Source organism: Acinetobacter sp. IK23 (assembly GCF_035615275.1).
GTDB classification, from domain to species: Bacteria; Pseudomonadota; Gammaproteobacteria; order Pseudomonadales; family Moraxellaceae; genus Acinetobacter; species Acinetobacter seifertii.
The window spans coordinates 207,179-231,371 of record NZ_JANBNX010000003.1; the positions used below are offsets into that span (position 1 = coordinate 207,179).

A 24,193-nucleotide genomic window follows, 5' to 3' on the forward strand; every position below is an offset into this window, starting at 1 on the left:
TCATTCTTGATGGAGTATGAACATGAAACTACTTATTGAAAATATGACTTGTGGTGGCTGCGCTCGTGGCGTGACTGCAACGATTCAAGATATCGACCCAAATGCAAAAGTAGATGTAGACTTAGCGACCAAAATCGTGACTGTTGAAAGCAGCGAAAGCGTCGATAAAATTACCGAAGCACTTGAAGAAGATGGTTTCCCAGCGAAAGTGCAATAATGAATAAAGCCTAACGTTTAAAGTTAGGCCTTTATTTTTGAGCTTGTTGATATTGACTCAAAGCTGAAATTTTTTAATTCGATAGTCTAGTGCTGCCCGAGTTAGTCCCAATAAGCGTGCCGCTTCTGACACATTATGATTTGCCTTTTTTAAAGCCGTTAAAATTAACTGCTTCTCGTGTTCTTCTAAATTAAACTCTGGTTGTAATAATTTTTCAAAGTCAGTTTCAACAGCTACAGCCTGCTCTGGGTCATGCTTGATCTGTGGAAAAATGGCATTTAACTTAATCAGTTGCTGATCGTCCGTTAATAAAACCGCCCTTTCTAATAAGTTTTCCAACTCACGAATATTTCCCGGCCATTCATATTGCTGCATAAAAACTTTGGTCTTTTCACTTACGCCCTGAATAGTTTTGCCGTACATTTTTTCAAAACGATGAAGAAAGTGTTCAACCAATAAAGGAATATCTTCACGGCGCTCCCGCAAAGGTGGAATCTGGACTGGAAAAATATTTAAGCGATAATACAAATCTGCCCGAAAGCGCCCTGTTTTCACAGCCTGTTCAAGATCTTCATTGGTTGCTGTAATTACACGAACATCTAAAATACGTGTCTGCGAATCTCCAACTCGCTCAAATTCACCTTCTTGCAAAATGCGTAATAGTGCCGCTTGTGCACGAGGTGAAAGCTCAATCACTTCGTCTAAAAAAATAGTACCGCCATTGGCTCGTTCAAACTTGCCCAAGCGAGATTGATGTGCCCCCGTATAGGCACCTTTTTCTACCCCAAATAACTCAGACTCAATTAATTCTGACGGAATCGCTGCACAATTTACCGCAACAAAAGGTTGGTCTTTTCTTTGGCTATTTGCATGAACCCCTCGTGCAAAAGCTTCTTTACCAACGCCAGTTTCACCTTGTAGCAAAATAGAAACTTTCGAACCTGCTGCTTTGGTTAGTAATGCACAGACCTGTTTATAAGATGCTGACTTACCCACTGAGCTAAATAATTGGTAATCGGCTTCACTGTCACTGTAAATTGATTTTTTAAGCTCAAAAAGTTCAGCCTGCAACGCAATCAGTTCTTTTTCCATGGGTTCGGGAGACATGAACTGAATTAGCTCATCTGCATTTTCCCACTCTTCTAAAGGCTTACCGATAATACGGCAATGCTCATCGCCGCAAGCTTTACACTCTATTTCTTGATAAATAATGGTCATGCCCGTCGCAAAACTACTGTAGCCGCACGCATAACCCAGAAGCATCCAGCACGCAGGTTCATCACTTGGGCCAAAATGCTCTAAATGCACATCGGCTTCAAAAGAGTTGAGCCAATTTAAATCGGCATAAAACTGTTTTTCATCGTGGCTTAAATTGAGCTGGTTGGCCTGTACTTGCACCATTCCACGAATCGCATGCATTTGTGGGCCTGCCATAAAAGCATCGTGTTCATTTAAATCGGGACGCATTTTTGTTGTAACTTGTGCATCTTTTAACCCAGCTTGATACCCCAATCGAATAAAAAAACGCTTAGTCCGCTCAAGACCAATCATGTGCGCTAAGTCTTTACGCAAATATCCCATAATGCTGGTGTGTAAAAGCAGCATCCGATATTCATCAAACCAGATTTGACCGTGGGCAGTATCAAAGTGCAGTTTAGACAGCAAATCATGAATTTCTTGCGGATGATCTGCGTATCGTCCCGTTGTATCGTATTTTACTCGAGCCATGAGTGATCTGTTTTAATCCATTAAACACATTTGGGTGTTATCTCATCTTATCGAAGAACCAGATAAATATCCTAGTACCTTAAAGACATAACTTCATACTAAAAAAGTATTTCTAAATCTCTTCATTTAAAGCCTGAAACATTCTAAAAAGAAATTTTTACAACCCTCTTCATCAAATCATGAATATCTCTATTTCACCATTCAAAAAATTCATGAAATGGTGAATTTTAAAAATTCTTCATTTTCATAAAAAATCTTAATTTATTGTTTTTAATAACAAAAAATAAAGTTGGCATAGCTTTTGTAAAGCCTATAGCGAGAGCAAGGAGCATTCATCAATTTCAAGACCATGTCTTGATGGAGTACAGCATGACGCAACCTCAAGTCGAAGTATTAACCAAATATATTCGGGTCACTGGCGACTTAAACGCAGAGTTCATCGAATTCGATTTCGCCATTCATGACCCAAGTCTATTTGTGGAACTGGTTTTGCCTAAACATGCATTTAATGATTTTTGTAAGACCAATCAAGTGGTTGAAATGACCCAAGAGCAGCAAGCTTTTAATGATGCTCAGGAAGAAAAATGGCGCTATGGCACTGAAGCAACCTTAGTCGGCACGCAACGTAATAGCAACGATCACGATGATCAGATGTAAAAATATAAGGAGATAAAGCCATGACTTTAGAAATCAAAACGTCAAATGTCGAACCTATCCGCCAGAACTATGCCTATATCGAAAGACGATTTGGTAGTAAGCCAGCAACTCGATATCAAGAAGTAAGTTTTGATGTACAGGCAGAAACTAACTTTCACTATCGTCCTTTGTGGAAACCTGAAAAGACCTTAAATGATAAAACCCATACCGCCCTGCAAATGCAAGACTGGTATGCATTTAAAGATCCACGTCAATTCTATTATGGAACTTATGTTCAGCATCGTGCGCGTTTGCAAGACACTGCCGAAAGTAATTTTGCTTTTTTTGAAAAACGTCAGCTTGCAGAGCATTTGTCTGATGAAGTCAAAGGCAAAGTCATTGAGTGCCTATTGCCATTTCGCCACGTTGAACAAACGGCAAACTTACACATGATGTCTGGTAGTGCCTATGGTTATGGCACCGTACTTACCCAAGCTTGTATTTATGCCGCGATGGACCATTTAGGAATTGCACAGTACATCTCACGGATTGGTCTAGCTTTAGATGGTAATAGCGGCGATTCATTACAGCAGGCAAAACAGGCTTGGATGCAACATCCTGCATGGCAAGGCTTACGCCGTCTGTGTGAAGAAAGTCTCACCGAGCAAGACTATTTCAAACTTTTCCTATTACAGAACCTTGTGATTGACGGCTTTGTGACAGAGCTTGTTTATCAACAGTTTGATCAGTGGTTAGTCACTCAAAATGCTCGTGACTTAGCCATGCTGACTGAGTTTATGAAAGACACTTTAGGTGATTTACGTAAGTGGTCAGACACCGTCATTAAAACTGCCGCAGCGGAATCCGATCACAATAAACAACTATTAAATGAATGGTTCACTCAGTCTTTAGCTCAAGTAAAAGCGGCCTTTACACCTTGGGCAACAGCAGCCTTAACAGCAAATGCAGTCGATCAAGCAGAACAAGTTGTGATTGAACGTGCAAAAAAACTCGGCCTACAACCAGAACTTGCAAACGCTTAAGGAGAAGCAACATGTCTAAAGTCTATCTCGCATTACAAGACAACGATACTTCACGCTACATCCTCGAAGCGATTGAAGAAGATAACCCTGAAGCTTCAATTCAGTATTTACCCGCCATGATTCGCATTGAAAGTGAAACTGATTTGGTGATTAAAGCTGAAACCGTATCTGAAAAGCTAGGCCAAGATTGGGACATCCAATCATTACAACTCAACATGATTACGCTGGGCGGCAATGTCGAAGAAGATGACGATACTTTCCGTCTTCATTGGAATTAATCACAACATAGATGTTGTTTAACAAAGATTTAAGGATGATCAATCATGACAACTCAAACGAAAGAAACCAGCAAAAAATTAAATGCGAAAGATCGTTACCGTGCATTAACCCGTGATCTGGACTGGGACTTTTCTTATGCTGAGCGTAAAGAGGCCTTCCCTTATGAAGAGTTTGAAGGCATCAAAATTACTGACTGGTCTAAATGGGAAGATCCATTCCGTTTAACCATGGATGCTTACTGGAAATATCAGGCAGAAAAAGAGAAAAAACTTTATGCCATTTTTGATGCCTTTGCTCAAAACAATGGTCAGATGAATGTCAGCAATGAACGCTACTTAAATGCGATCAAACTCTTTTTAACAGCGGTGACCCCCCTTGAATATCAGGCTTATCAAGGCTATGCCCATGTAGGTCGCCAATTTAGTGGTATTGGAGCACGTATTGCATCTCAGATGCAGTCGATTGATGAGCTGCGTCATGTACAGACTCAAATTCATGCCATGAGCCATTACAACAAGTTCTTTGATGGTTTTCAGGATTGGGCGCACATGCATGACCGCGTTTGGTATTTGTCTGTGCCTAAATCATTTTTTGAAGATGCCCGTTCTGCTGGCCCTTTCGAGTTTTTATTAGCCATTAGTTTTGCTTTTGAATATGTACTTACCAATTTGCTATTTGTGCCGTTTATGTCGGGTGCAGCTTATAACGGCGATATGGCAACCGTGACCTTTGGTTTTAGTGCGCAGTCAGATGAAGCACGCCACATGACACTCGGTCTTGAAATCGTGAAATTCTTGCTCGAACAACATGAAGACAACGTGCCGATTGTGCAGGAATGGATTGATAAATGGTTCTGGCGTGGGACGCGTTTGCTTTCAATTGTGGGCATGATGATGGATTACATGTTGCCAAACAAAGTGATGTCTTGGAAAGAAGCTTGGGAAGTTTATTTTGAACAGGCAGGCGGTGCGCTATTTAAAGATTTAAGCCGTTATGGCATTCGTATGCCGAAATATAGCGATGTCATTGTGAAAGAAAAAGAGCATGTCTCACATCAGGCATGGTGGATTTTCTATAACTTTGGTCATGCTGCTGGTTTCCATACTTGGATTCCAACCGACGAAGAAATGGATTGGTTATCTGCTAAATATCCAGACACTTTCGATAAATACTACCGTCCAAAATGGGAGTTGGCTCGCAAAATGGAAGCCGAAGGTAAACGCTTCTACAGCGTAGGTTTACCACAGCTTTGTCAGGTTTGTCAGATTCCAATGACCTTTACCGAAATGGGTGATGACCCAACTCAGTTTAGTTATCGCAATAGCATCTACCAAGGCGAACGTTACCACACCTGTTCAGATGGCTGTCATGACATTTTCGAGCGCGAGCCTGAGAAATATATACAAGCATGGTTACCTGTAAATCAAATTTTGCAAGGCAACTGTGGTGGCGGTGATCTTGAAACCATGCTCCGCGATTATTACCGCATGAATGTCGGCGCCGACAATCTGGATATTGAAGGTTCACCAGATCAACAGCGCTGGAAAAAATGGAAAGGCAACGCAGCTTAAGCACAAGGAATTGTTCAGGCAGTCATCAAGCTGCCTGATCGGAAATAAGGAGATTGGACATGACTGTTCGCGCGATACACAACAACTATCAATTTGAACCGCTTGATCTGCAAAAAAATTATGGCGATCAATTCTTACTTTACGTGGGTTGGGATCATCACACCCTTTTTTGCTCGGCACATGCCATGCTTGCCTCGCCTCAACAAACATTTGGACAGTTGATTGAGCAACAAATTACAGGTGGTTTTGCCCAACATCCAGATTTTGCCAAAATTGATTGGTCAAAAGTGCAATACACCTTAGATGGTCAAACAATCGAACCAGAGAATACAAAAAGCTTGGCAGAGCTTGGTTTTGGGCATAAGTCATTACTTCGTTTCGTTACGCCAGAATTAAATGGCTATAACGACAGCTACGTTTAATTCGGAGGTGTGTCATGAGTTATCAAGTCACCATTGAACCGATCGGAACAACGATTGAAGTAGAAGAAGATCAAACCATCTTAGATGCCGCTTTACGCCAAGGCGTTTGGTTACCCTTTGCCTGTGGTCATGGCACTTGCGGGACCTGCAAGGTTCAAGTCACCGATGGTTTTTATGATGTTGGTGAAGCCTCGCCATTTGCACTCATGGATATTGAACGTGATGAAAATAAGGTGCTTGCCTGCTGCTGCAAACCACAATCCGACATGGTCATTGAAGCCGATGTTGATGAAGACCCAGATTTCTTAGGCCATTTGGTTCAAGACTATCAAGCGACAGTCATTGAAATAAAAGACTTATCGCCAACCATTAAAGGAATCCGACTACAACTAGATCGCCCAATCGAGTTCCAAGCTGGCCAATATATCAATGTCCAGTTCCCAGATATTGAAGGAACTCGAGCGTTTTCAATTGCCAATTCACCAAGTGAAGTCGGCATCGTTGAGCTGCATATTCGTAAAGTTGAAGGTGGTGCAGCGACGACTTATGTACATGAACAACTTGCCACGGGTGATCAGCTTGATATTTCGGGCCCTTATGGTCAATTTTTTGTACGCAAGTCAGATGATCAAAATGCCATTTTCATTGCAGGTGGTTCAGGTCTTTCAAGTCCACAATCGATGATTTTAGATTTACTTGAATCTGGAGATAGTCGCACGATTTACCTCTTCCAAGGAGCAAGAGACTTGGCAGAGCTGTACAACCGAGAATTGTTTGAACAACTCGTAAAAGACTATCCAAACTTCCGTTATATCCCTGCCCTGAATGCACCAAAAGTAGAAGATCAATGGACTGGATTTACTGGATTTGTGCATGAGGCTGTTGCCGATTACTTTGAAAATCGATGTGGTGGACACAAAGCTTATTTGTGCGGCCCACCCATCATGATCGACTCGGCAATTTCAACTCTCATGCAAAGTCGCTTATTCGAAAGGGACATTCACACTGAACGCTTCTTAAGTGCAGCCGATGGTGCTGCCGGACAGTCACGTTCGGCTTTATTCAAACATATTTAAAGATAAATCATTCAACAATCCACTTTTTCAAATGAGCTTTGTATTTTTAATTTAGAAAGCAAATACAAAGCTCACAGGAGTTCTGCATTCAAAATTTACAGGTTAAACAGACTTAAGTTTTAAAGACCGTTAAGGAATAACGCTTTTCAGTGACAAGTCAAACAACACAGAATAGGACATTCTATGAATAACAAAATTGCTGCAATCATATGTGGTGTAATCAGCACCCTTTACCTTCCTTCTGCATTTGCGACAGAAAACGGCTCGGACTCTTTTGCCTTAGGTGCCGAAGGGATGATGGCGGGTGCCCTACCACCTGCTGGTGTCTACTTACTCAGTTATTATCAAAATTATCACGCATCAGAGTTTCAAAATGGTCCCGATCAGTTCCATGTTGATGTCAACGCTGTGGTTCCTCGTTTGGTCTGGATGACCAATCAAAAAATTATGGATGGACAACTCGGGTTTTATGCAGCCCAGCCATTGGTTGATCTAAGACTAAAAGTAAATGGAATGGCTGACTCAAACCAAGGACTCGGAGACTTAATTTTGGGTGGTATGCTCGGCTGGCATCAAGGAAATCATCACTGGATTGCAGCCCTAGAAACCGTACTTGGAACAGGTGATTACGACACTCCAAGTACGACACATCCAGTTGAAGCCAATCTCGGGAAAAACTATCACACCATTCGACCTATTCTTGCATATAGTTATGCCAACGCGGCGGGCTTAGATCTTTCAACTAAACTGTCTTATAGCTGGAATACACGTAACGACGCGACCGACTATAAGTCTGGACAATACATTGCGGGTGACTATAGCTTAGGTTACCGCATTAACCCCAAACTCAAAGTTGCAGTTGAAGGCTATGCTTTTAAACAAACCACAGATGACAAAGTAAACGGAAGTGACATTGGGTTTAAAGGACAGGCTTTTGCAATTGGTCCAGGCATTCAATATGCCGATAAAAACTGGTCTATTGAAGCCAAATTTTTAAAAGAAACCGAAGTCGAATATCGTCCCGAAGGACATACCAGCTGGCTAAAACTAATTTGGGCTTTCTAAAACACATCAACGCATAGCTTCAGCTTTTGAGGCTATGCCCTGCTTTATTTAAAAGTCGATGCCGTTTGAATCATCTATCGGGTTCTGATCGAGCGTGAAAACCGTCCGTTGATAAGGTATCCCTTCAAGATCATACACCTGATAAATACAATCAAATAAAAGCTGTAAATCTTCACTTCGGTCCATTGCACGAGCAGTGATGAAAATCGGGCTGACTGCGCCGTTATCTAAAATCGGAATGTAATTTAAATGAGGAAAACGAATGGTATCGGCACTGGCAGGAATAATACACAAACCTTCACCCGCTGCTACCAAGCCCAAAGCCAGTTGAATTTCCCGTATTTCATGCATATTTTTTGGAACCAAACTGTGCTCGGCAAAAATATTTAAAAGCTGGGTCGAAAAATTAGGCTTTGGCGAAGTGGGATACATAAACATCTTTTCATCAATGAGATCGGCCAGATATACCCCTTCTGTACGCTGAGCAATCGGATGACTCGTATGTGCAGCAACCACCAAGCGTTCTTTACGCAGCAAAATACGTCTCACCGCAGGGTCACTAATTCTTAAACGTCCAAATCCAACATCAATACGCCCTTCTTTTAATGCCTGTAGTTGCTCGGTCGTACTTAACTCCATCAATTGAATATTCAAATGAGGTTGCTGTTGCCGAAATAAATAGATGATTCGCGGCAGTAAACCATAGAGTAAAGACCCAACAAAACCAATCGTCACACTACGTTCAATCAGACCAATACGTTTGGTCATACTTTTTATTTCTTCAGCATTCGACAAAAGTTTAAGGGCGTGCTGATAAAAGAAATGTCCGGCTGGGGTTGTCTGTAAAGGACGGCTTCCGCGCTCAAACAGTTGAATTCCAAGCTCACTTTCCAAATTTTGAATCTGTCGACTCAAAGGTGGTTGAGCAATAAATAGTTTTTCCGCAGCTTTTGTAAAGCTCTGTTCTTCAACAACAGCCACAAAATACCGTAAATGTCTTAGTTCCATCAGGCTTCCATACCTTTAAGATATAAAAAAATGCAAATTCAGTCTTAGACACAGTTTAACCATTCTTTTAAGGTATATACAAGCAACAAACCGATGAAGTGATGAATTGCTTTGTGAAAAAGCCTTCTTGCCAATCTTCCAGTGATTCATCTTCATCAATTCACGGTTAAACACCCAGCGCACTCATGCGCTTCATTGACAATATTAGGATATCAAGACCTTTTAGATCGTAGCTAAGGCCTTGGTGACTTCCACACTTTTGGAAAGTCGGAGAACGGACATGCCACGTATTCCTGTAATCAATACTAGCCATCTTGACCGTATTGATGAATTACTTGTCGATAACATCGATACAGGTGAATTTAAACTTCATCGCTCAGTATTTACTGACGAAGCTCTTTTTGACCTCGAAATGAAATACATCTTCGAAGGCAATTGGGTTTATTTAGCACACGAAAGCCAAATTCCAAACAATAATGACTACTACACCACGCACATTGGTCGTCAGCCCGTCATTATTGCCCGCAACCGTAACGGTGAACTCAATGCCATGATCAATGCATGTTCACACCGCGGAGCACAACTTTGCCGTCACAAGCGCGGTAACAAAGCAACATATACCTGCCCTTTCCACGGCTGGACGTTTAACAACTCAGGTAAATTACTCAAGGTTAAAGATCCAAGCGAAGCCGGTTACTCGGACTGCTTTAACCAAGAAGGTTCACATGACCTTAAAAAAGTGGCTCGTTTTGAGAGCTACAAAGGTTTCTTATTTGGTAGCTTAAATCCCGATGTTCCTTCGCTTGAAGAATTCTTAGGTGAAACCACCAAAATCATCGACATGATCGTTGATCAGTCTGAACATGGTTTAGAAGTTTTACGTGGTTCATCTACTTATACCTATGAAGGTAACTGGAAACTCACTGCTGAAAATGGTGCTGATGGTTACCACGTTTCTGCTGTGCACTGGAACTACGCAGCAACAACTCAACACCGTAAAGAAACTCAAGCTGCCGATAACATCCGCGCCATGAGTGCAGGTTCTTGGGGTAAACAAGGCGGTGGTTCGTATGGCTTTGAAAATGGCCACATGTTGCTTTGGACACAATGGGCAAACCCAGAAGACCGTCCAAACTTCCCGAAAGCAGACGAATACACCGAAAAATACGGTGAAGCGATGTCGAAATGGATGATTGAGCGTTCACGTAACTTGTGTCTCTATCCAAACGTTTATTTGATGGATCAGTTCGGTTCGCAAATTCGTGTACTTCGCCCACTTTCGGTTAATAGAACTGAAGTTACCATTTACTGTATTGCTCCTAAAGGCGAAGCACCCGAAGCTCGTGCACGTCGTATCCGTCAATATGAAGATTTCTTTAATGCTTCAGGTATGGCAACACCAGACGATTTAGAAGAATTCCGTGCTTGTCAGGCAGGCTACGCAGGTATTGCCCTTGAATGGAATGACATGTGCCGTGGTTCAAAACACTGGATTTATGGACCAGACGATGCAGCAAACGAAATCGGTTTAAAACCAATGTTAAGTGGGATTAAAACTGAAGATGAAGGCTTATATCTTGCCCAACATCAATATTGGTTACACACCATGAAACACGCGATTGCATCAGAGAAAGAAATTGCTGATCAGGGAGAAACAGCATGAGCACTCAAGACAAAGCAACTTTAGAAAATATTGCTCAGTTTCTCTATCGTGAAGCTCGTTTTTTAGATGATGAACAATGGGAAGATTGGATTGAATGCTATGCACCCGAAGCTTCTTTCTGGATGCCAGCTTGGGACGACGACGATAGATTAACTGAAGATCCGCAATCTGAAATTTCACTTATTTATTATCCAGACCGTCAAGGTTTAGAAGATCGTGTGTTCCGTATTAAAACTGAGCGCTCATCAGCAACCATGCCGGACACACGCACAAGCCACAATATTGCCAATGTTGAAGTTGTTGAGCGCGATGGCGACAAAGTCACAGTTCGCTTTAACTGGAATACCTTGAGTTTCCGTTACAAGACAAATTACAGCTATTTCGGTATGTCACGTTATGTGATCGATTTTTCAGGTGATCAACCAAAGATCTTGAGCAAGTATGTCGTTTTGAAAAATGACTACATCAATCAAGTCATTGATATCTATCACCTTTAAGACATACCCCCTCAGTTAAACGGACTGTTGGCTGAGGGTAAAAGTTTCAAATATTTTGTAGGATACATGCCATGTCAAACCACAATATCGCACTTCAATTTGAAGATGGTGTTACACGTTTCATTAACGTAGCTCAAGGCGAAACCCTATCTGACGCAGCCTATCGCCAAAAAATTAATATTCCTTTGGATTGCCGTGACGGTGCATGTGGAACTTGCCGCGCATTTTGCGAATCCGGCAGTTATGACATGCCAGAAGAAACCTATATTGAAGATGCACTAACCCCAGAAGAAGCTGAGCAAGGCTATATTCTTGCTTGCCAATGTCGCCCAACTTCAGATGCGGTATTCCAGATTCAAGCCTCGTCAGATGTTTGCAAAACAGCAATTCATAGCTTCCAAGGTACATTAGCCCGCGTTGAAAACTTATCAGACTCAACGATCACATTTGATATTCAACTTGATGAAGGTCAACCAGATATTCATTTTCTTGCAGGTCAATACGTCAACGTTGCTATTCCTGAAACTGGCGAAACACGTTCATATTCATTTAGCTCAAAACCGGGCAATCGCTTAACAGGCTTTGTGGTCCGTAACGTACCAAATGGCAAAATGAGTGAATTCTTGAGCAAAAATGCCCAAGCTGGCGACAAAATGACATTTACCGGCCCATTCGGTAGCTTCTATTTACGTAATGTAGCGCGTCCAGTGCTGATGCTCGCAGGTGGTACTGGCATTGCCCCATTTATGTCGATGTTACAAGTGCTTGAAGAAAAAGGTTCAGAACAGCCTGTTCGTTTAGTCTTTGGCGTAACTAATGACTTTGATTTGGTAGCTTTAGAAAAACTCAATGAATTGCAGGCGAAATTCCCGTGGTTTGAATATCGAACTGTGGTCGCAAGCCCTGAGAGCAACCATGCACGCAAAGGCTATGTCACTGGTCATATTGAAAGTGAATGGTTAAATGGCGGGGACGTCGATGTTTATCTATGTGGCCCAGTACCAATGGTAGAAGCTGTACGTGGCTGGTTAGAAACTGAAAATATCAAACCTGCTAATTTCTTGTTTGAAAAATTCTCTGCGAATTAACAGGTGGAGAAGTTATCTATGTCAAACCGTCAAAGATTTACTAATAAAGTCGTGATTGTAACGGGTAGTGCTCAAGGCATTGGTCGTGGCGTGGCACTACAAGTTGCAGCTGAAGGTGGACAAGTCGTCATGGCGGACCGCTCTGAATATGTTGAAGACGTTCTCAAAGAAATTCAGAGCGCGGGTGGCGATGCTGTCACGATTAATGCTGACCTTGAAACCTATGCAGGCGCGCAAGCGGTAGTTGCAAAAGCCATTGAACACTATGGTCGGGTAGATATCCTGATTAATAATGTGGGTGGCGCGATCTGGATGAAACCTTTTGAAGAGTTTTCCGAAGAAGAGATCATTAAGGAAGTGAATCGCTCGTTGTTTCCAACGTTATGGTGCTGCCGCGCTGTGTTACCCGCTATGATTAAGCAACAATCGGGTGTGATTGTAAATGTCTCTTCAATTGCAACCCGTGGTATTAACCGTATTCCCTACTCTGCATCTAAAGGTGGTGTAAATGCTCTAACAGCATCGCTTGCTTTTGAACATGCCAAAGATGGAATTCGAGTCAATGCTGTTGCGACTGGTGGAACTGAAGCACCACCTCGGAAAGTACCACGCAATGCCAATCCGTTAAGTCAAAATGAAAAAGACTGGATGCAGCAAGTGGTTGATCAAACCATAGATCGAACATTTATGGGCCGTTATGGCACAATTCAAGAACAAATCAATGCAATTTTATTTCTTGCATCAGACGAAGCATCCTATATGACCGGATCGGTTATTTCAGTCGGAGGTGGAGATCAGGGTTAGCCCTGATCTTTTTACATGATTTGCATGGAGGCAATCACACATGGCAACCCTGTTCAAGACATTAAAAAATGACTGGTCCATATCAGCAACAGTTGCTGGCTTTCTTGCGGTTTTAATTTCTTACTCAGGCCCACTGATTATTTTTTTCCAAGCTGCTCAGCGTGCCCATGTGTCCACCGACATGATGGTGTCATGGATTTGGGGAATCTCAATTGGTGCCGCCGTTTCAGGTATTTATCTTTCAATTAAATATAAAACGCCTGTCATAACTGCATGGTCTGCACCGGGTACTGCCCTGTTAGTTACTCTATTTCCAAACGTCTCGTTGAATGAAGCAGTAGCCGCCTATATTACTTCCGCTATCGTTATTTTTTTAATTGGTATTACAGGTTACTTCGACAAGTTACTTAAATGGATTCCGCAAGACGTCGCTGCCGGCATGATGGCGGGTATTCTTTTTCAATTCGGTATTGGTCTATTTACCGCGTCTGATAGCATGCCTTTTATTGTTTTTAGCATGCTCATTGTCTTTTTAATTGCCAAACGTTTAATGCCGCGCTACACCATGATTTGGGTGTTAGCTGCCGGAGTTTTATTAAGCCTCATTTTAGGCAAAATGAATCCGGTTGATGTGAGTTTTAGTTTAGCTATTCCACAGTGGATTAGCCCAGAATGGACATGGAACTCAACACTCAACCTCGCTGTTCCTCTCATTTTAGTCAGCCTAACCGGCCAATTTTTACCAGGTATGGCGATTATGAAACTCAGCGGTTACGACACACCAGCCAAACCCATTATTACTGTCACCAGTATTGCCTCTTTAGCTGTTGCCTGCGTCGGCGGTATTACAATTGTGCTTGCCTCAATTACCGCAGCTTTATGCATGGGCAAAGATGCGCATGAACTGAAAGAAAAACGTTACATCGCAGGAATCGCCAACGGAATTTTTTATATTTTAGGAGGCTTATTTGCTGGCAGTATTGTCATGCTATTTAGCTTACTTCCTAAAGAATTAGTTGCAGCACTGGCAGGTTTAGCCTTGCTTGGAGCGATTGCCACCAATATTTCTGTTGCCATGAAAAATGACAATCAACGTGATGCCGCACTTATTACCTTTTTAGCAACAGCATCAGGCATGCATTTCCTTGGATTAGGCTCAATCTTTTGGGGTATTTGTATTGGTGTAATCGCCCATTTCATTCTCACCCCACGTTCAACTTCAGCCACAAATTAAGTTTTTTATCTAAGCGCCCGCCACTAAAATAAAGCCTCAATCGCCAAATCAGGATGCAAATAATTTGCTAATTTTGATTTGGCGATTTTTTATTGAATATAAATTAAATTTCATTTTTAAGATCAATTTCTAAAATAATTAAATAATAGACTTTAGTATTTTGTTTTTATATTTTCACTTCAATTCATAATATAAATTTAACGATATTTTTAAGAGTGATTATTATCAATAAAATCTATAAAAAAACATCCATAAAATACTTAAAATTCTCATAATACAATATTTAACCCCATTTTAAAGACACAACACAACCAACTAAAGAAATAAAAATAAATACATATTTTTCAAATAATTAAATCAAAAAAGGCACAATACCTTAAAGACATAAAGATATATCAATTAGGTTTTTGACTCTAATTCAATAACAAAATAGTTTATTAAAAAATAACGCGATGCTTCACAAATTGGAGGTGAATAAAATGGATACGAGCAAGGTAAATATTAATGAGTTAATTGACAAAGCCTGTTTTACATCTTTTCATTGGAAAGTTTTAATCTGGTGCTTACTTATTATTATTTTTGATGGATATGATTTAGTTATTTATGGGGTTGCTCTTCCTCTGTTAATGCAGCAATGGTCATTAACTGCGGTAGAAGCTGGTTTACTCGCCAGTGCTGCTCTATTCGGGATGATGTTTGGTGCCATGATTTTCGGCACACTTTCAGACAAACTGGGACGTAAAAAAACCATCCTGATTTGTGTCACCTTATTTAGCGGATTTACCTTTATAGGTGCCTTTGCCAAAGGACCAACTGAGTTTGCTATTTTACGCTTTATTGCAGGCCTTGGTATTGGTGGCGTTATGCCAAACGTCGTTGCGCTTATGACCGAATACGCACCCAAAAAAATCCGCAGTACATTAGTCGCAATTATGTTTAGTGGCTATGCAATTGGCGGCATGACATCAGCGCTACTTGGTGCATGGCTCGTGAAAGACATGGGCTGGCAAATCATGTTTTTAATTGCAGGTATTCCCCTGCTATTACTGCCGTTGATCTGGAAATTTTTGCCAGAGTCTCTCACCTTTTTAGTGAAATCAAACCATAGCGAGCAGGCAAAAAGTATTGTTTGTAAAATTGCACCTCAAACTCAGGTAAACGCCAATACACAACTGGTGTTAAATGAAAGCACCACAACCGATGCACCTGTCCGTGCGCTTTTCCAGCAAGGTCGTACTTTCAGCACATTTATGTTCTGGATTGCTTTCTTTATGTGCTTACTCATGGTGTATGCGTTAGGAAGCTGGTTACCTAAACTCATGCTGCAAGCGGGCTACTCATTAGGTGCAAGCATGTTATTTCTCTTTGCACTTAATATTGGCGGCATGGTCGGTGCAATTGGTGGCGGTGCTTTAGCAGACAGATTCCATTTAAAACCTGTTATTACGATCATGTTTGTTGTGGGATCAGCAGCTTTAATTCTGCTTGGTATTAATAGTCCGCAAATTATTTTATATAGCCTGATTGCGATTGCTGGCGCTGCCACAATTGGTTCGCAAATCTTACTCTACACCTTCGTTGCACAGTTCTATCCGACGGCACTTCGTTCAACTGGCATGGGCTGGGCATCTGGAATTGGCCGTATCGGTGCGATTATCGGACCAGTTTTAACCGGAGCCCTACTCACACTTGAGCTTCCTCACCAAATGAATTTCTTAGCGATTGCAATTCCAGGTGTGATTGCTGCACTTGCAATATTTATGGTGAATCTCAAAGCCTCTGTTGCTGCACAAATGCCATCAACTTTTAACCCTCAAAACACGCTTACCCAGCAGTAAAAATACATGCGCCGAGGACTGGCGCATATTTTTGGAAATCGATTATGGAATTATTACACCGTTTTAGACCATGTAATTTAGCAATAGCTACATTATTAGGTTTATTGACTAGCTCAAGTTTATGGGCGGCAGATACAGCTCAACAAAGTGAAGATGAATGGAAGTTCACTTTAAAAAACGCCTATATCAACCGCGATTTTGATAATGATGCACTCAAAGACACAGGCAGTTGGTCTCAGGCAGCATCTTTATTTTATAAATCGAAAATGCATGACACTCCACTAGTTATAGCAGATAAACCTATCACGATTGGAGCCGATGCTTCTGTTCAATACGCCGTGCGCTTGAGTTCAGATAAACACGTTGCGGACACGGTCTTACCTTTTAATAAGGAAACACAATCTCAAGCATCAGATTTCTTAAAATACGGTGCAACCTTAAAACTGGGCTATGACAAAACCCTGTTGAGTATCGGTGAACTCTGGCTGGATTTACCTGTAACGGCTGTCGATGCCAGCCGACAATTACTTGCTTCTTATTGGGGAACCAATCTTAAGTCGCAACTTTCAGATCAGCTTTATGCTGAAATTGGTCGGGTTGAAAAAGTCTCGCCACGAAATGAAGAAGATTTTAAAAAGTTTTCGTTCACTTCAAATGGTATTACCAAAGAATCTGATGGTTTAAATTACATTGACCTGCGCTATCAATTTACGCCGTTACTCAAGGGTGAATATTACTTTGGTAATTTAGAAGACCTCTACAACAAACACTATGTAGGATTAGAGCATAATTGGAAACAACCTAACTTTGCGCTTACTTCTAAGTTTAAGTACTTCAATGCAAAAAATGACGGCAATACTTTTGATATCGATGCGCAAAACATTGGAGTATTAGAAACACTTAAAGTAAAAAATCATACCTTTGGTTTGGGGTATCAACAAATTATGGGTGAGTCGGCTTACCCATTACCAGATGGTTTCTTACCAGAGACATACTTCATTAACTGGAATGCCACGGGCTTTTTTAAAAAAGATGAAAAGTCTTACCACGTTATGTACGGCTACGACTTTAAAGATTACGTTCCGGGCTTAAATGCGATGGTGAAATATGTTTACGGAAATGATTTTAGAGCAGCCAATGGTGAGAAAAACCATGAAACTGAGTCGAATGTGATTTTAAACTACGCATTTCAACAACCATTCTTAAAAGGTCTTGCCCTGCAATACATTCGGATTGATTACAACGTAAAACACGGCAATGACTTTGGTGAAGACCGCTTGTTTGTAAACTACACCAAAAAGTTTTAATAAATTTTGATTTAATCTAAGCGGGCCAATTTTGGCCTGCTTTTTTATATTATTTCGCTCATAAAAAAACGCTCTTACGAGCGTTTTTTTAATTAATCTTGTAGCTTAAGCAACATGCTTTTGTACAACAATCGAACCCACTGAATAACCAGCACCGAAAGATGAAATCACGCCATACTCGCCATTATCTACTTCGTGGCCTGTACGGTGTAAAGCAATAATAACGCCTGCTGAAGAGGTATTTGCAAACTCATCTAAAATAATTGGTGCACGGCTTAAATCAGCTTCTTTACCAGCAACATATTTCAAGATTAGTTCATTCATGTTGGCATTGGCTTGATGTAACCAGAAACGCTTAATATCGTTTGCAGTTAACTGCATTTTCTCCAACTGCGCATTAATGATTTTTGCCACTAACGGACAAACATCTTTAAATACTTTGCGGCCATCTTGACGGAATAACTTGTCGTCAACTACTGCATCTTCACTACGGTTTAAGAAACCAAAGTTATTGCGAATGTTGTTTGAAAATTGAGTAAATAAATGAATATCTAAAATTTCAAAACCAGTCTTAGTAGTCGTTTCTTCAATAATAGAAGCCGTTGCAACATCACCAAAAATGAAGTGACAATCACGGTTACGGTAGTCTAGGTGACCAGAAGTAATCTCAACGTTCACTAATAAAACACGGCGAGCACCTGAACGAATTGCATCAGCCGCTTGTTTCAAACCAAAAGTCGCAGCTGAACATGCAACGTTCATGTCATAGGCATAACCTTGAATGCCAAGTGCTGACTGAATTTCAATCGCTACAGCTGGATAAGCACGCTGCATATTTGAACATGCCAAAATTACAACATCAATATCTTCAGCAGTTACGCCTGCATTTTCCATTGCCTGCTTCGCAGCAATCACGCCCCACTCTGCTTGAAGTGAAAGTTCATCATTTGAACGTTCAGACAAACGAGGACGTAAACGTGTTGGATCGAGAATACCTGATTTCTCAATCACGTAACGGCGCTTAATACCAGACGCTTTTTCAATAAATTCAGCACTAGAACCACGTAATTCTTCGAGTTCACCTGCTGCAATTTTCTCTGCATTCTCTTGGTTATATTGTTCCACATAAGCATTTAAACTGTCGGCCAGTTCTTCATTAGAAATGATTTCTGTTGGGTGAAATAACCCAGTACCTGTGATACGAATGCCCATGTAAAACTCCTAAAAAAATGAATAGGGTCTGTTAATCTTTCATTTATAAATTGCTTTGTAGGCTAAACAAACGCATAAACAAACCCCGATCTATCTTAACTGATTCCCAAACGATCCCATAACTTTTGCAGTCGAGTTGGCGAAATAGGCATCTTGGTTTTCATCGGCTGAGAAAATAAAGAAATGCGAAATTCTTCCAACATCAAATACAATTCTTTGATTCTTGGATCGTTTTTGAATTTAAATACCTTGTCCATCCATGGATCGACATCATCAATAGCGGCATGATCTCGCTGTAGATTATTTGGCAATCGATCTAAACGCAATAGCAGCGCTTTTAAATAACGCGGATATTCTTGCCAAAGATCGACTGGTTGGCAGTAAACAAAATTGCCAAGTGACATGAGATCTAACTGATCTTCAATATCATCAATACTACGCCCAAACACCCCTGCATCAAGCACTAAAAGCTGACGACGGATTTGCTGCCATTGAATGTAAATATCACTTAATTGCTCAAGTGCTTGCTGACCATAACTCAAAAATTGCTTTTTAACTTGCTCAAGCAGTTTATTAAATTCATCAGCATTAATTGGCAAAGTTGTAATTGCCATCTGCAATGTTGCATAGACCAACATCTGCTCAAGTTTGGCTTTATCGCCTAAAGGTGAATAAGCCAGTGCGAGCGGTTTTGAAATCTGCTTTTTCAACTGACGAACCAAGTCACCTAGTTGCATATGGACCAGACGAATAATCCCTTCACGATGCTGCTTAATAGCTTCAGCCTGATCATTAAAGGTTTGTATAACCACACCAGAATCATCTTTCACTTCAATTTCAGCAAAAGTTTTGGTCGGTACCAAAGCTTGATATTGTTTAACAACAACACCTGTCACCTTTTGCGAAGCTTCAAATGTAAAGTTTTCAGGGAAAGTTTTAAATTCGCCTTTTTGCTGTTTCACTGGACGATGCGTTTCTACACGACAACGTGCTTTTAACTCGGGTAAATCACGGCCTTTGGCAATCAGCTTACCTTTTTCATCAATCACCTTAATGAAAGGCACCAAATATGGATCAATACGTTCAAACGAAAAATCTTTTTCAGTAATTTGCTCACCACGTAAAGCAAAAGCTAAATAACTAAAAATATGCTGACGCAAATGTACAGCATCGATACCCTGCATGAGTTTACGAGCTGTGTCAGGAATAGGCACTACACTACGACGTTTGTCTTTTGGTAAAGCTTTTAGTAGTGCTTCGATTAAATCTAAACGCCAACCCGGAATACCCCAAGACCAGATGTTTTCATCGACCTGAGGAAGAGCTTGTACCGGAATTTGAACCGTTGCACCATCTTCATCATGGCTTGGGTCAAAACGATAAGTCGTTGCTAAACGTAGCTGCCCATTATGCAAATGATCTGGGAATTGCTGTGTGGTTGGACGGTCATTGAGCCAAAGTGCATCATCTTCTACAAATAAATAACGTGGATTTTTTGCTTCAACCGTTGCACGCCAGTCTTCAAAACTACTTCGACTTGCAATTTCTTCAGGAATTTTAGAGGCATAGAACTGATAAATCGTTTCTTCATCCACCACCAAATCACGACGACGCAATTTATCTTCAACGCGTTCAACTTCTTCAAGTTTAAGTAAATTGTGTTTTAAAAATGGCGGAACTGTACCTAAGTTACCTGTGGTTAATGCATCACGTAAGAAAATTTCATGAGCAGCAGGCTGGTCAACTTTCTCAAAATTAATTAAGCGCTTTGGTTCAATAATTAAACCAAACAGCGAAATTTGAGCATACGCATTTACAATCCCAGCTTTCTTAGACCAGTGCGGCTCAAAATAGTGATATTTCAATAAGTCACGTGCAGCAAGCAAAATCCATTCAGGATCAATTTTGGCTAAAGTACGTAAATAAACCTGAGAGGTTTCCACCATCTCAAAAGCCATCACCCAAGCAGTATTGGTTTTGTGCAAAGTACTGGCAGGAAAGACTTTCGCCTTTTGCTGACGCACTGCCATAAAGATATTACGTTCATCAGTTTTATTAGCAATAAAAGACAATAAACCTGTCAGCAACGCACGGTGCAGGTTTTCATAGTTCGCAGGTTTTTCATTAAAACTCAGTTTTAAACCTTCAGCTAACTCAACCAATTGTTTATGTGTCTGTTTCCATTCGCGTAAACGTAACCAGCTTAAGAAGTGCTGCTTAGCAAACTGGCGACGTTTATTTTCAGACATCCCTGCTTCACCTTTAGGATTTAAAGTCTCCCAAAGTTTTAAATAAAACAGAAAATCTGAATCTGCTTCTTTGAATAGTGCATGCTTTTGGTCAGCCTGCATTTGTTTGTCGGCAGGGCGCTCACGTGGGTCTTGCACTGCAAGTGCACTGACAACCACTAAAATTTCTTTAAGTACCCCGAAATGAGCACCGCCCACAATCATGCGCGCGAGTCGTGGGTCAATTGGCATACGTGCCATCATTTGCCCGACTTTAGTCAGCTCATTTTTCTTCTCGTTAAGTGCTCCTAACTCGATGAGTAGTTTTCGACCGTCATTTACAAGGCGGAAATCTGGTGGCTCAATAAAATCGAAGTTTTCTAGCTCACCTAACCCTAAGCTTTGCATTTGCAAAATAACCGAAGCCAAGTTGGTTCGTTTAATTTCAGGTTCGGTAAATTCAGGGCGGCTTAAGAAGTCTTCTTCGCTATATAAACGAATACACACACCCGGAGCAATACGACCACAACGCCCTTTACGCTGATTGGCCGCAGCCTGCGAAATTGCTTCAATGGGTAAACGTTGTACGCGTGAACGGTAGTTATAACGCGATATACGTGCAAAACCACTGTCGATTACATAACGAATATTTGGAACCGTCAGTGCAGTTTCGGCCACGTTGGTCGCAATAATAATACGACGGCCTTTTCCACCCGGACTAAAAATCTTTTGTTGTTCAGAAACAGCTAAACGTGCATACAACGGTAAAATTTCGGTGTGTCTTGGCCCGTACTTTTGTAAGGTTTCCTGCAACTCACGAATTTCTTGTTCTGTGCTTGAGAAAATCAGAATATCGGCATGTTCAGGATGGCCTTTTTCTTCGGCATCGGCAAAACATTCTTCTACAGCTTGTACCACTGCGCGAGGAAGGTTTTCCTCAAAATCATCGAACTCGTCATCATCACTACCACCAATATTCATCTCTGAAATTGGGCGATAACGTACTTCAACTGGGTAGCTACGACCTTCTACTTCAAAAACTGGTGCATTATTAAAGTAGTTACTAAAGCGATTTACATCTAAAGTTGCCGAAGTCACAATCACTTTTAGATCTGGGCGTTTTGGCAGTAACTGCTTTAAATAACCCATAATAAAATCGATATTGAGTGAGCGTTCATGCGCTTCATCAATAATGATCGTGTCATATTTAGATAAAAAACGGTCATTACCTAACTCAGCAAGCAAAATACCGTCGGTCATTAACCGTACAATAGAGTCCTGCGAGCCTTGTTCATTAAAACGAATTTTAAAACCAATCGATTCACCAAGCTTTTCGCCGACTTCTTCTGCAATACGCTGCGACACACTACGTGCAGCTAAACGACGTGGCTGGGTATGACCAATCATGCCCGTTAAACCACGACCCGCTAACATAGCAATTTGAGGAAGTTGGGTAGTTTTACCCGAACCTGTTTCACCTGCCACAATAATAACTTGATGCTTTTGAATCGCTTCAATTAAACGGTCTGCATATTGAGAAACAGGTAAATCCTGATTCAGTTTAATTTTAGGTAGACGTTCAAAACGCTGTCTAACTTTTGCATTAGACTGTTCAAATAATTTTTCAATCTCTGAAGTATCGGCTTTTTTATCTTTACGCAAACGATTTAAACGGTAACGATCTCTCGCCATCACCCATTGATCTATATTTAAACCATTCAGCACAGATAAATTTTCCTGAAAATTCAACAATCCGCTATTTTACGCTTTAATGCTCTTCAGGTAAAACAGTTGGTTTTTTATATATTTTTAATTTTTTAAAATTTTACCCTTGAATTTTGTCTCGCTAGACTTCATGTTGTTATGCAAGTTTCTTTTACGATAACTGTCATTTGATTTACATGTTTTTGCAGTCAAATCGAATACAGTGTTTGGGGACTTAAAAATCGTAAATTTATCACTTATTCAATTTTCCGATTTTAGTCATGTAAAAATACTATTTCCCCAATAAAGAATTTTTATTTATTCTACATCTCGTAAACAAGTTTAAATATAAACCTCAATCATGGAGACAATGATGAGCTTGATTAATACTGAAGTTAAACCTTTCCAAGCAACTGCTTACCACAACGGCCAATTTGTTGAAGTTAACGAAACTAACCTTAAAGGTAAATGGTCTGTTGTATTCTTTTATCCAGCTGACTTCACTTTCGTTTGCCCAACTGAACTTGGTGACTTAGCTGACAACTACGCTGAATTCCAAAAACTTGGTGTTGAAATTTATGCTGTATCTACTGATAAACACTTCACTCACAAAGCTTGGCACGACACTTCTGAAGAAATCAAAAAAATCCAATACCCATTAGTTGGCGACCCAACTTGGACTCTTTCTAAAAACTTCGACGTTCTTATCGAATCTGAAGGTTTAGCTGACCGTGGTACTTTCGTTATCGATCCAGAAGGTAAAATCCAAATCGTTGAACTTAACGCTGGTGGTATCGGCCGTGACGCGTCTGAACTTCTTCGTAAAGTAAAAGCTGCTCAATACGTACACGCTCACCCAGGTGAAGTTTGCCCAGCTAAATGGAAAGAAGGCGAAGCTACTCTTGCTCCATCTATCGACTTAGTTGGTAAAATCTAATTTTTTAGATTAGACCAATACGTCTAAAAACCACCCTTTTTAGGGTGGTTTTTTATTGATTATTTTTATAAATCTAAGTCTTATTATCTACCAAAATTTCATAGCTAATTTTTTACAATTCTTATACTTATAAATTTATAGCAACATTCATTTATGAATTGTCAGCCTGCTTAACTTAGAGTACTGTCGAATTATGAAACAAAAGAGTTTTGTATATGTATTAAAAGATCAAACAAAAGTAGGAGTAGTTATATGGAAAAATCTGTTGTTGTAACCTCTTGGAAATATGATGTTTCTTCACGCTATTTAAAAATTTTCTATAGCAATGGCTCAGGTGAGCTTTATCATCCCGTTCCAGAGTTTATTTACAATAATTTGTTACGCACCACGGATAAAACTGCATTTGTTCACAAATATCTTGAGTTTGATCTGCATTTTAACAGGCTCTGTATTTCTGCTTAATTATAAAAATCAGCCCGCTTGGGCTGATCTATTTTATATGTTTCGACGGCTTTGTTGCATAAACATTCAAAAGCTGAGTTCTCCCCAATCCATTCAAATTTAAGACACAACTTGGGTGCGAGGTCTACCTAATTCCGTAAATCTATTCAGAACTGCCACACGCGCATGAATTTC

20 protein-coding genes and 2 pseudogenes are annotated in these 24,193 nt (G+C 40.6%); 17 read left to right on the top strand and 5 right to left on the bottom strand.

Going from position 1 to position 24,193, the window contains the following annotated elements; all coding sequences use genetic code 11:
- The first annotated feature begins 16 nt into the window (after positions 1-16).
- Positions 17-217 carry a heavy-metal-associated domain-containing protein gene (locus MSG95_RS04195; protein ID WP_077164555.1) on the top strand — a complete coding sequence of 67 codons (201 nt, stop codon included), beginning with the start codon at positions 17-19 and terminating at the stop codon, positions 215-217.
- Positions 218-274: 57 nt separating this feature from the next.
- On the opposite strand, the gene mobR is transcribed toward MSG95_RS04195, so the two are convergent.
- Positions 275-1,945 (bottom strand): phenol degradation transcriptional regulator MobR, encoded by a 1,671-nt coding sequence (mobR, locus tag MSG95_RS04200; RefSeq protein WP_077164556.1) that lies wholly within the window; start codon positions 1,943-1,945, stop codon positions 275-277.
- 369 nt (positions 1,946-2,314) lie between these two features.
- On the opposite strand from mobR, the gene MSG95_RS04210 reads away from it, so the two are divergent.
- The 7 genes from MSG95_RS04210 (at position 2,315) to MSG95_RS04240 (ending at position 8,037) form a co-directional block, all read left to right on the top strand.
- On the top strand, positions 2,315-2,602 hold the full coding sequence (locus tag MSG95_RS04210; RefSeq protein ID WP_049065253.1) for a phenol hydroxylase subunit: 288 nt from the start codon (positions 2,315-2,317) through the stop codon (positions 2,600-2,602).
- A gap of 20 nt (positions 2,603-2,622) precedes the next feature.
- The gene (locus MSG95_RS04215) at positions 2,623-3,624 is read left to right on the top strand and encodes an aromatic/alkene monooxygenase hydroxylase subunit beta (protein WP_077164559.1); all 1,002 of its coding nucleotides are present in this window, start codon (positions 2,623-2,625) and stop codon (positions 3,622-3,624) included.
- An 11-nt stretch (positions 3,625-3,635) separates the two neighbouring features.
- A complete protein-coding gene (locus MSG95_RS04220) occupies positions 3,636-3,902 on the top strand; it encodes an MmoB/DmpM family protein (protein ID WP_000049450.1) in 267 nt (88 codons plus the stop codon).
- 45 nt (positions 3,903-3,947) lie between these two features.
- Positions 3,948-5,474, top strand: a complete 1,527-nt coding sequence (locus MSG95_RS04225; protein WP_077164560.1) for an aromatic/alkene/methane monooxygenase hydroxylase/oxygenase subunit alpha — start codon at positions 3,948-3,950, stop codon at positions 5,472-5,474.
- A gap of 59 nt (positions 5,475-5,533) precedes the next feature.
- On the top strand, positions 5,534-5,896 hold the full coding sequence (locus tag MSG95_RS04230) for a phenol hydroxylase subunit P4 (protein WP_077164561.1): 363 nt from the start codon (positions 5,534-5,536) through the stop codon (positions 5,894-5,896).
- 14 nt (positions 5,897-5,910) lie between these two features.
- Complete coding sequence (locus MSG95_RS04235; RefSeq protein WP_017399432.1) at positions 5,911-6,972, top strand: NADH:ubiquinone reductase (Na(+)-transporting) subunit F; 1,062 nt, start codon at positions 5,911-5,913, stop codon at positions 6,970-6,972.
- Positions 6,973-7,155: 183 nt separating this feature from the next.
- Entirely contained in the window at positions 7,156-8,037 is an 882-nt protein-coding gene (locus MSG95_RS04240; protein WP_151819335.1) for a SphA family protein, read from the top strand.
- 48 nt (positions 8,038-8,085) lie between these two features.
- On the opposite strand, the gene MSG95_RS04245 is transcribed toward MSG95_RS04240, so the two are convergent.
- Positions 8,086-9,045 (bottom strand): LysR family transcriptional regulator, encoded by a 960-nt coding sequence (locus MSG95_RS04245; protein WP_003652630.1) that lies wholly within the window; start codon positions 9,043-9,045, stop codon positions 8,086-8,088.
- Between the two features lie 44 nt (positions 9,046-9,089).
- Positions 9,090-9,219: pseudogene (locus MSG95_RS04250) on the bottom strand (hypothetical protein).
- Between the two features lie 106 nt (positions 9,220-9,325).
- Here MSG95_RS04250 and benA point away from each other — a divergent pair.
- From benA to MSG95_RS04285, 7 genes and pseudogenes are all read left to right on the top strand, one after another.
- The gene (gene benA, locus MSG95_RS04255; RefSeq protein WP_004793610.1) at positions 9,326-10,708 is read left to right on the top strand and encodes a benzoate 1,2-dioxygenase large subunit; all 1,383 of its coding nucleotides are present in this window, start codon (positions 9,326-9,328) and stop codon (positions 10,706-10,708) included.
- Positions 10,705-11,224, top strand: a pseudogene (gene benB / locus MSG95_RS04260) (benzoate 1,2-dioxygenase small subunit). The gene benA and the pseudogene benB overlap by 4 nt, the downstream one beginning before the upstream one ends.
- Before the next feature lie 52 nt (positions 11,225-11,276).
- The gene (gene benC / locus MSG95_RS04265; protein WP_077164563.1) at positions 11,277-12,293 is read left to right on the top strand and encodes a benzoate 1,2-dioxygenase electron transfer component BenC; all 1,017 of its coding nucleotides are present in this window, start codon (positions 11,277-11,279) and stop codon (positions 12,291-12,293) included.
- An 18-nt stretch (positions 12,294-12,311) separates the two neighbouring features.
- Positions 12,312-13,097: a 1,6-dihydroxycyclohexa-2,4-diene-1-carboxylate dehydrogenase gene (locus tag MSG95_RS04270; protein ID WP_077164564.1), complete on the top strand. Its 786-nt coding sequence runs from the start codon at positions 12,312-12,314 to the stop codon at positions 13,095-13,097.
- 40 nt (positions 13,098-13,137) lie between these two features.
- Complete coding sequence (benE, locus tag MSG95_RS04275; protein WP_077164565.1) at positions 13,138-14,331, top strand: benzoate/H(+) symporter BenE; 1,194 nt, start codon at positions 13,138-13,140, stop codon at positions 14,329-14,331.
- 479 nt (positions 14,332-14,810) lie between these two features.
- Entirely contained in the window at positions 14,811-16,169 is a 1,359-nt protein-coding gene (locus tag MSG95_RS04280) for an aromatic acid/H+ symport family MFS transporter (RefSeq protein ID WP_077164566.1), read from the top strand.
- A gap of 44 nt (positions 16,170-16,213) precedes the next feature.
- Complete coding sequence (locus MSG95_RS04285) at positions 16,214-17,476, top strand: OprD family outer membrane porin (RefSeq protein WP_077164567.1); 1,263 nt, start codon at positions 16,214-16,216, stop codon at positions 17,474-17,476.
- Positions 17,477-17,581: 105 nt separating this feature from the next.
- Here the strand turns inward: MSG95_RS04285 and MSG95_RS04290 are convergent, their stop codons facing one another.
- Together MSG95_RS04290 and hrpA are read right to left on the bottom strand one after the other, a co-directional pair.
- Positions 17,582-18,688, bottom strand: a complete 1,107-nt coding sequence (locus MSG95_RS04290; RefSeq protein ID WP_005802658.1) for a beta-ketoacyl-ACP synthase III — start codon at positions 18,686-18,688, stop codon at positions 17,582-17,584.
- Between the two features lie 95 nt (positions 18,689-18,783).
- Entirely contained in the window at positions 18,784-22,641 is a 3,858-nt protein-coding gene (gene hrpA, locus MSG95_RS04295) for an ATP-dependent RNA helicase HrpA (RefSeq protein WP_077164568.1), read from the bottom strand.
- Between the two features lie 352 nt (positions 22,642-22,993).
- Here hrpA and ahpC point away from each other — a divergent pair, with 352 nt between their 5' ends.
- Positions 22,994-23,557 (top strand): alkyl hydroperoxide reductase subunit C, encoded by a 564-nt coding sequence (gene ahpC / locus MSG95_RS04300; RefSeq protein WP_324624549.1) that lies wholly within the window; start codon positions 22,994-22,996, stop codon positions 23,555-23,557.
- A gap of 252 nt (positions 23,558-23,809) precedes the next feature.
- Positions 23,810-24,019 (top strand): KTSC domain-containing protein, encoded by a 210-nt coding sequence (locus MSG95_RS04305; RefSeq protein ID WP_004702739.1) that lies wholly within the window; start codon positions 23,810-23,812, stop codon positions 24,017-24,019.
- Positions 24,020-24,193 lie beyond the last annotated feature (174 nt).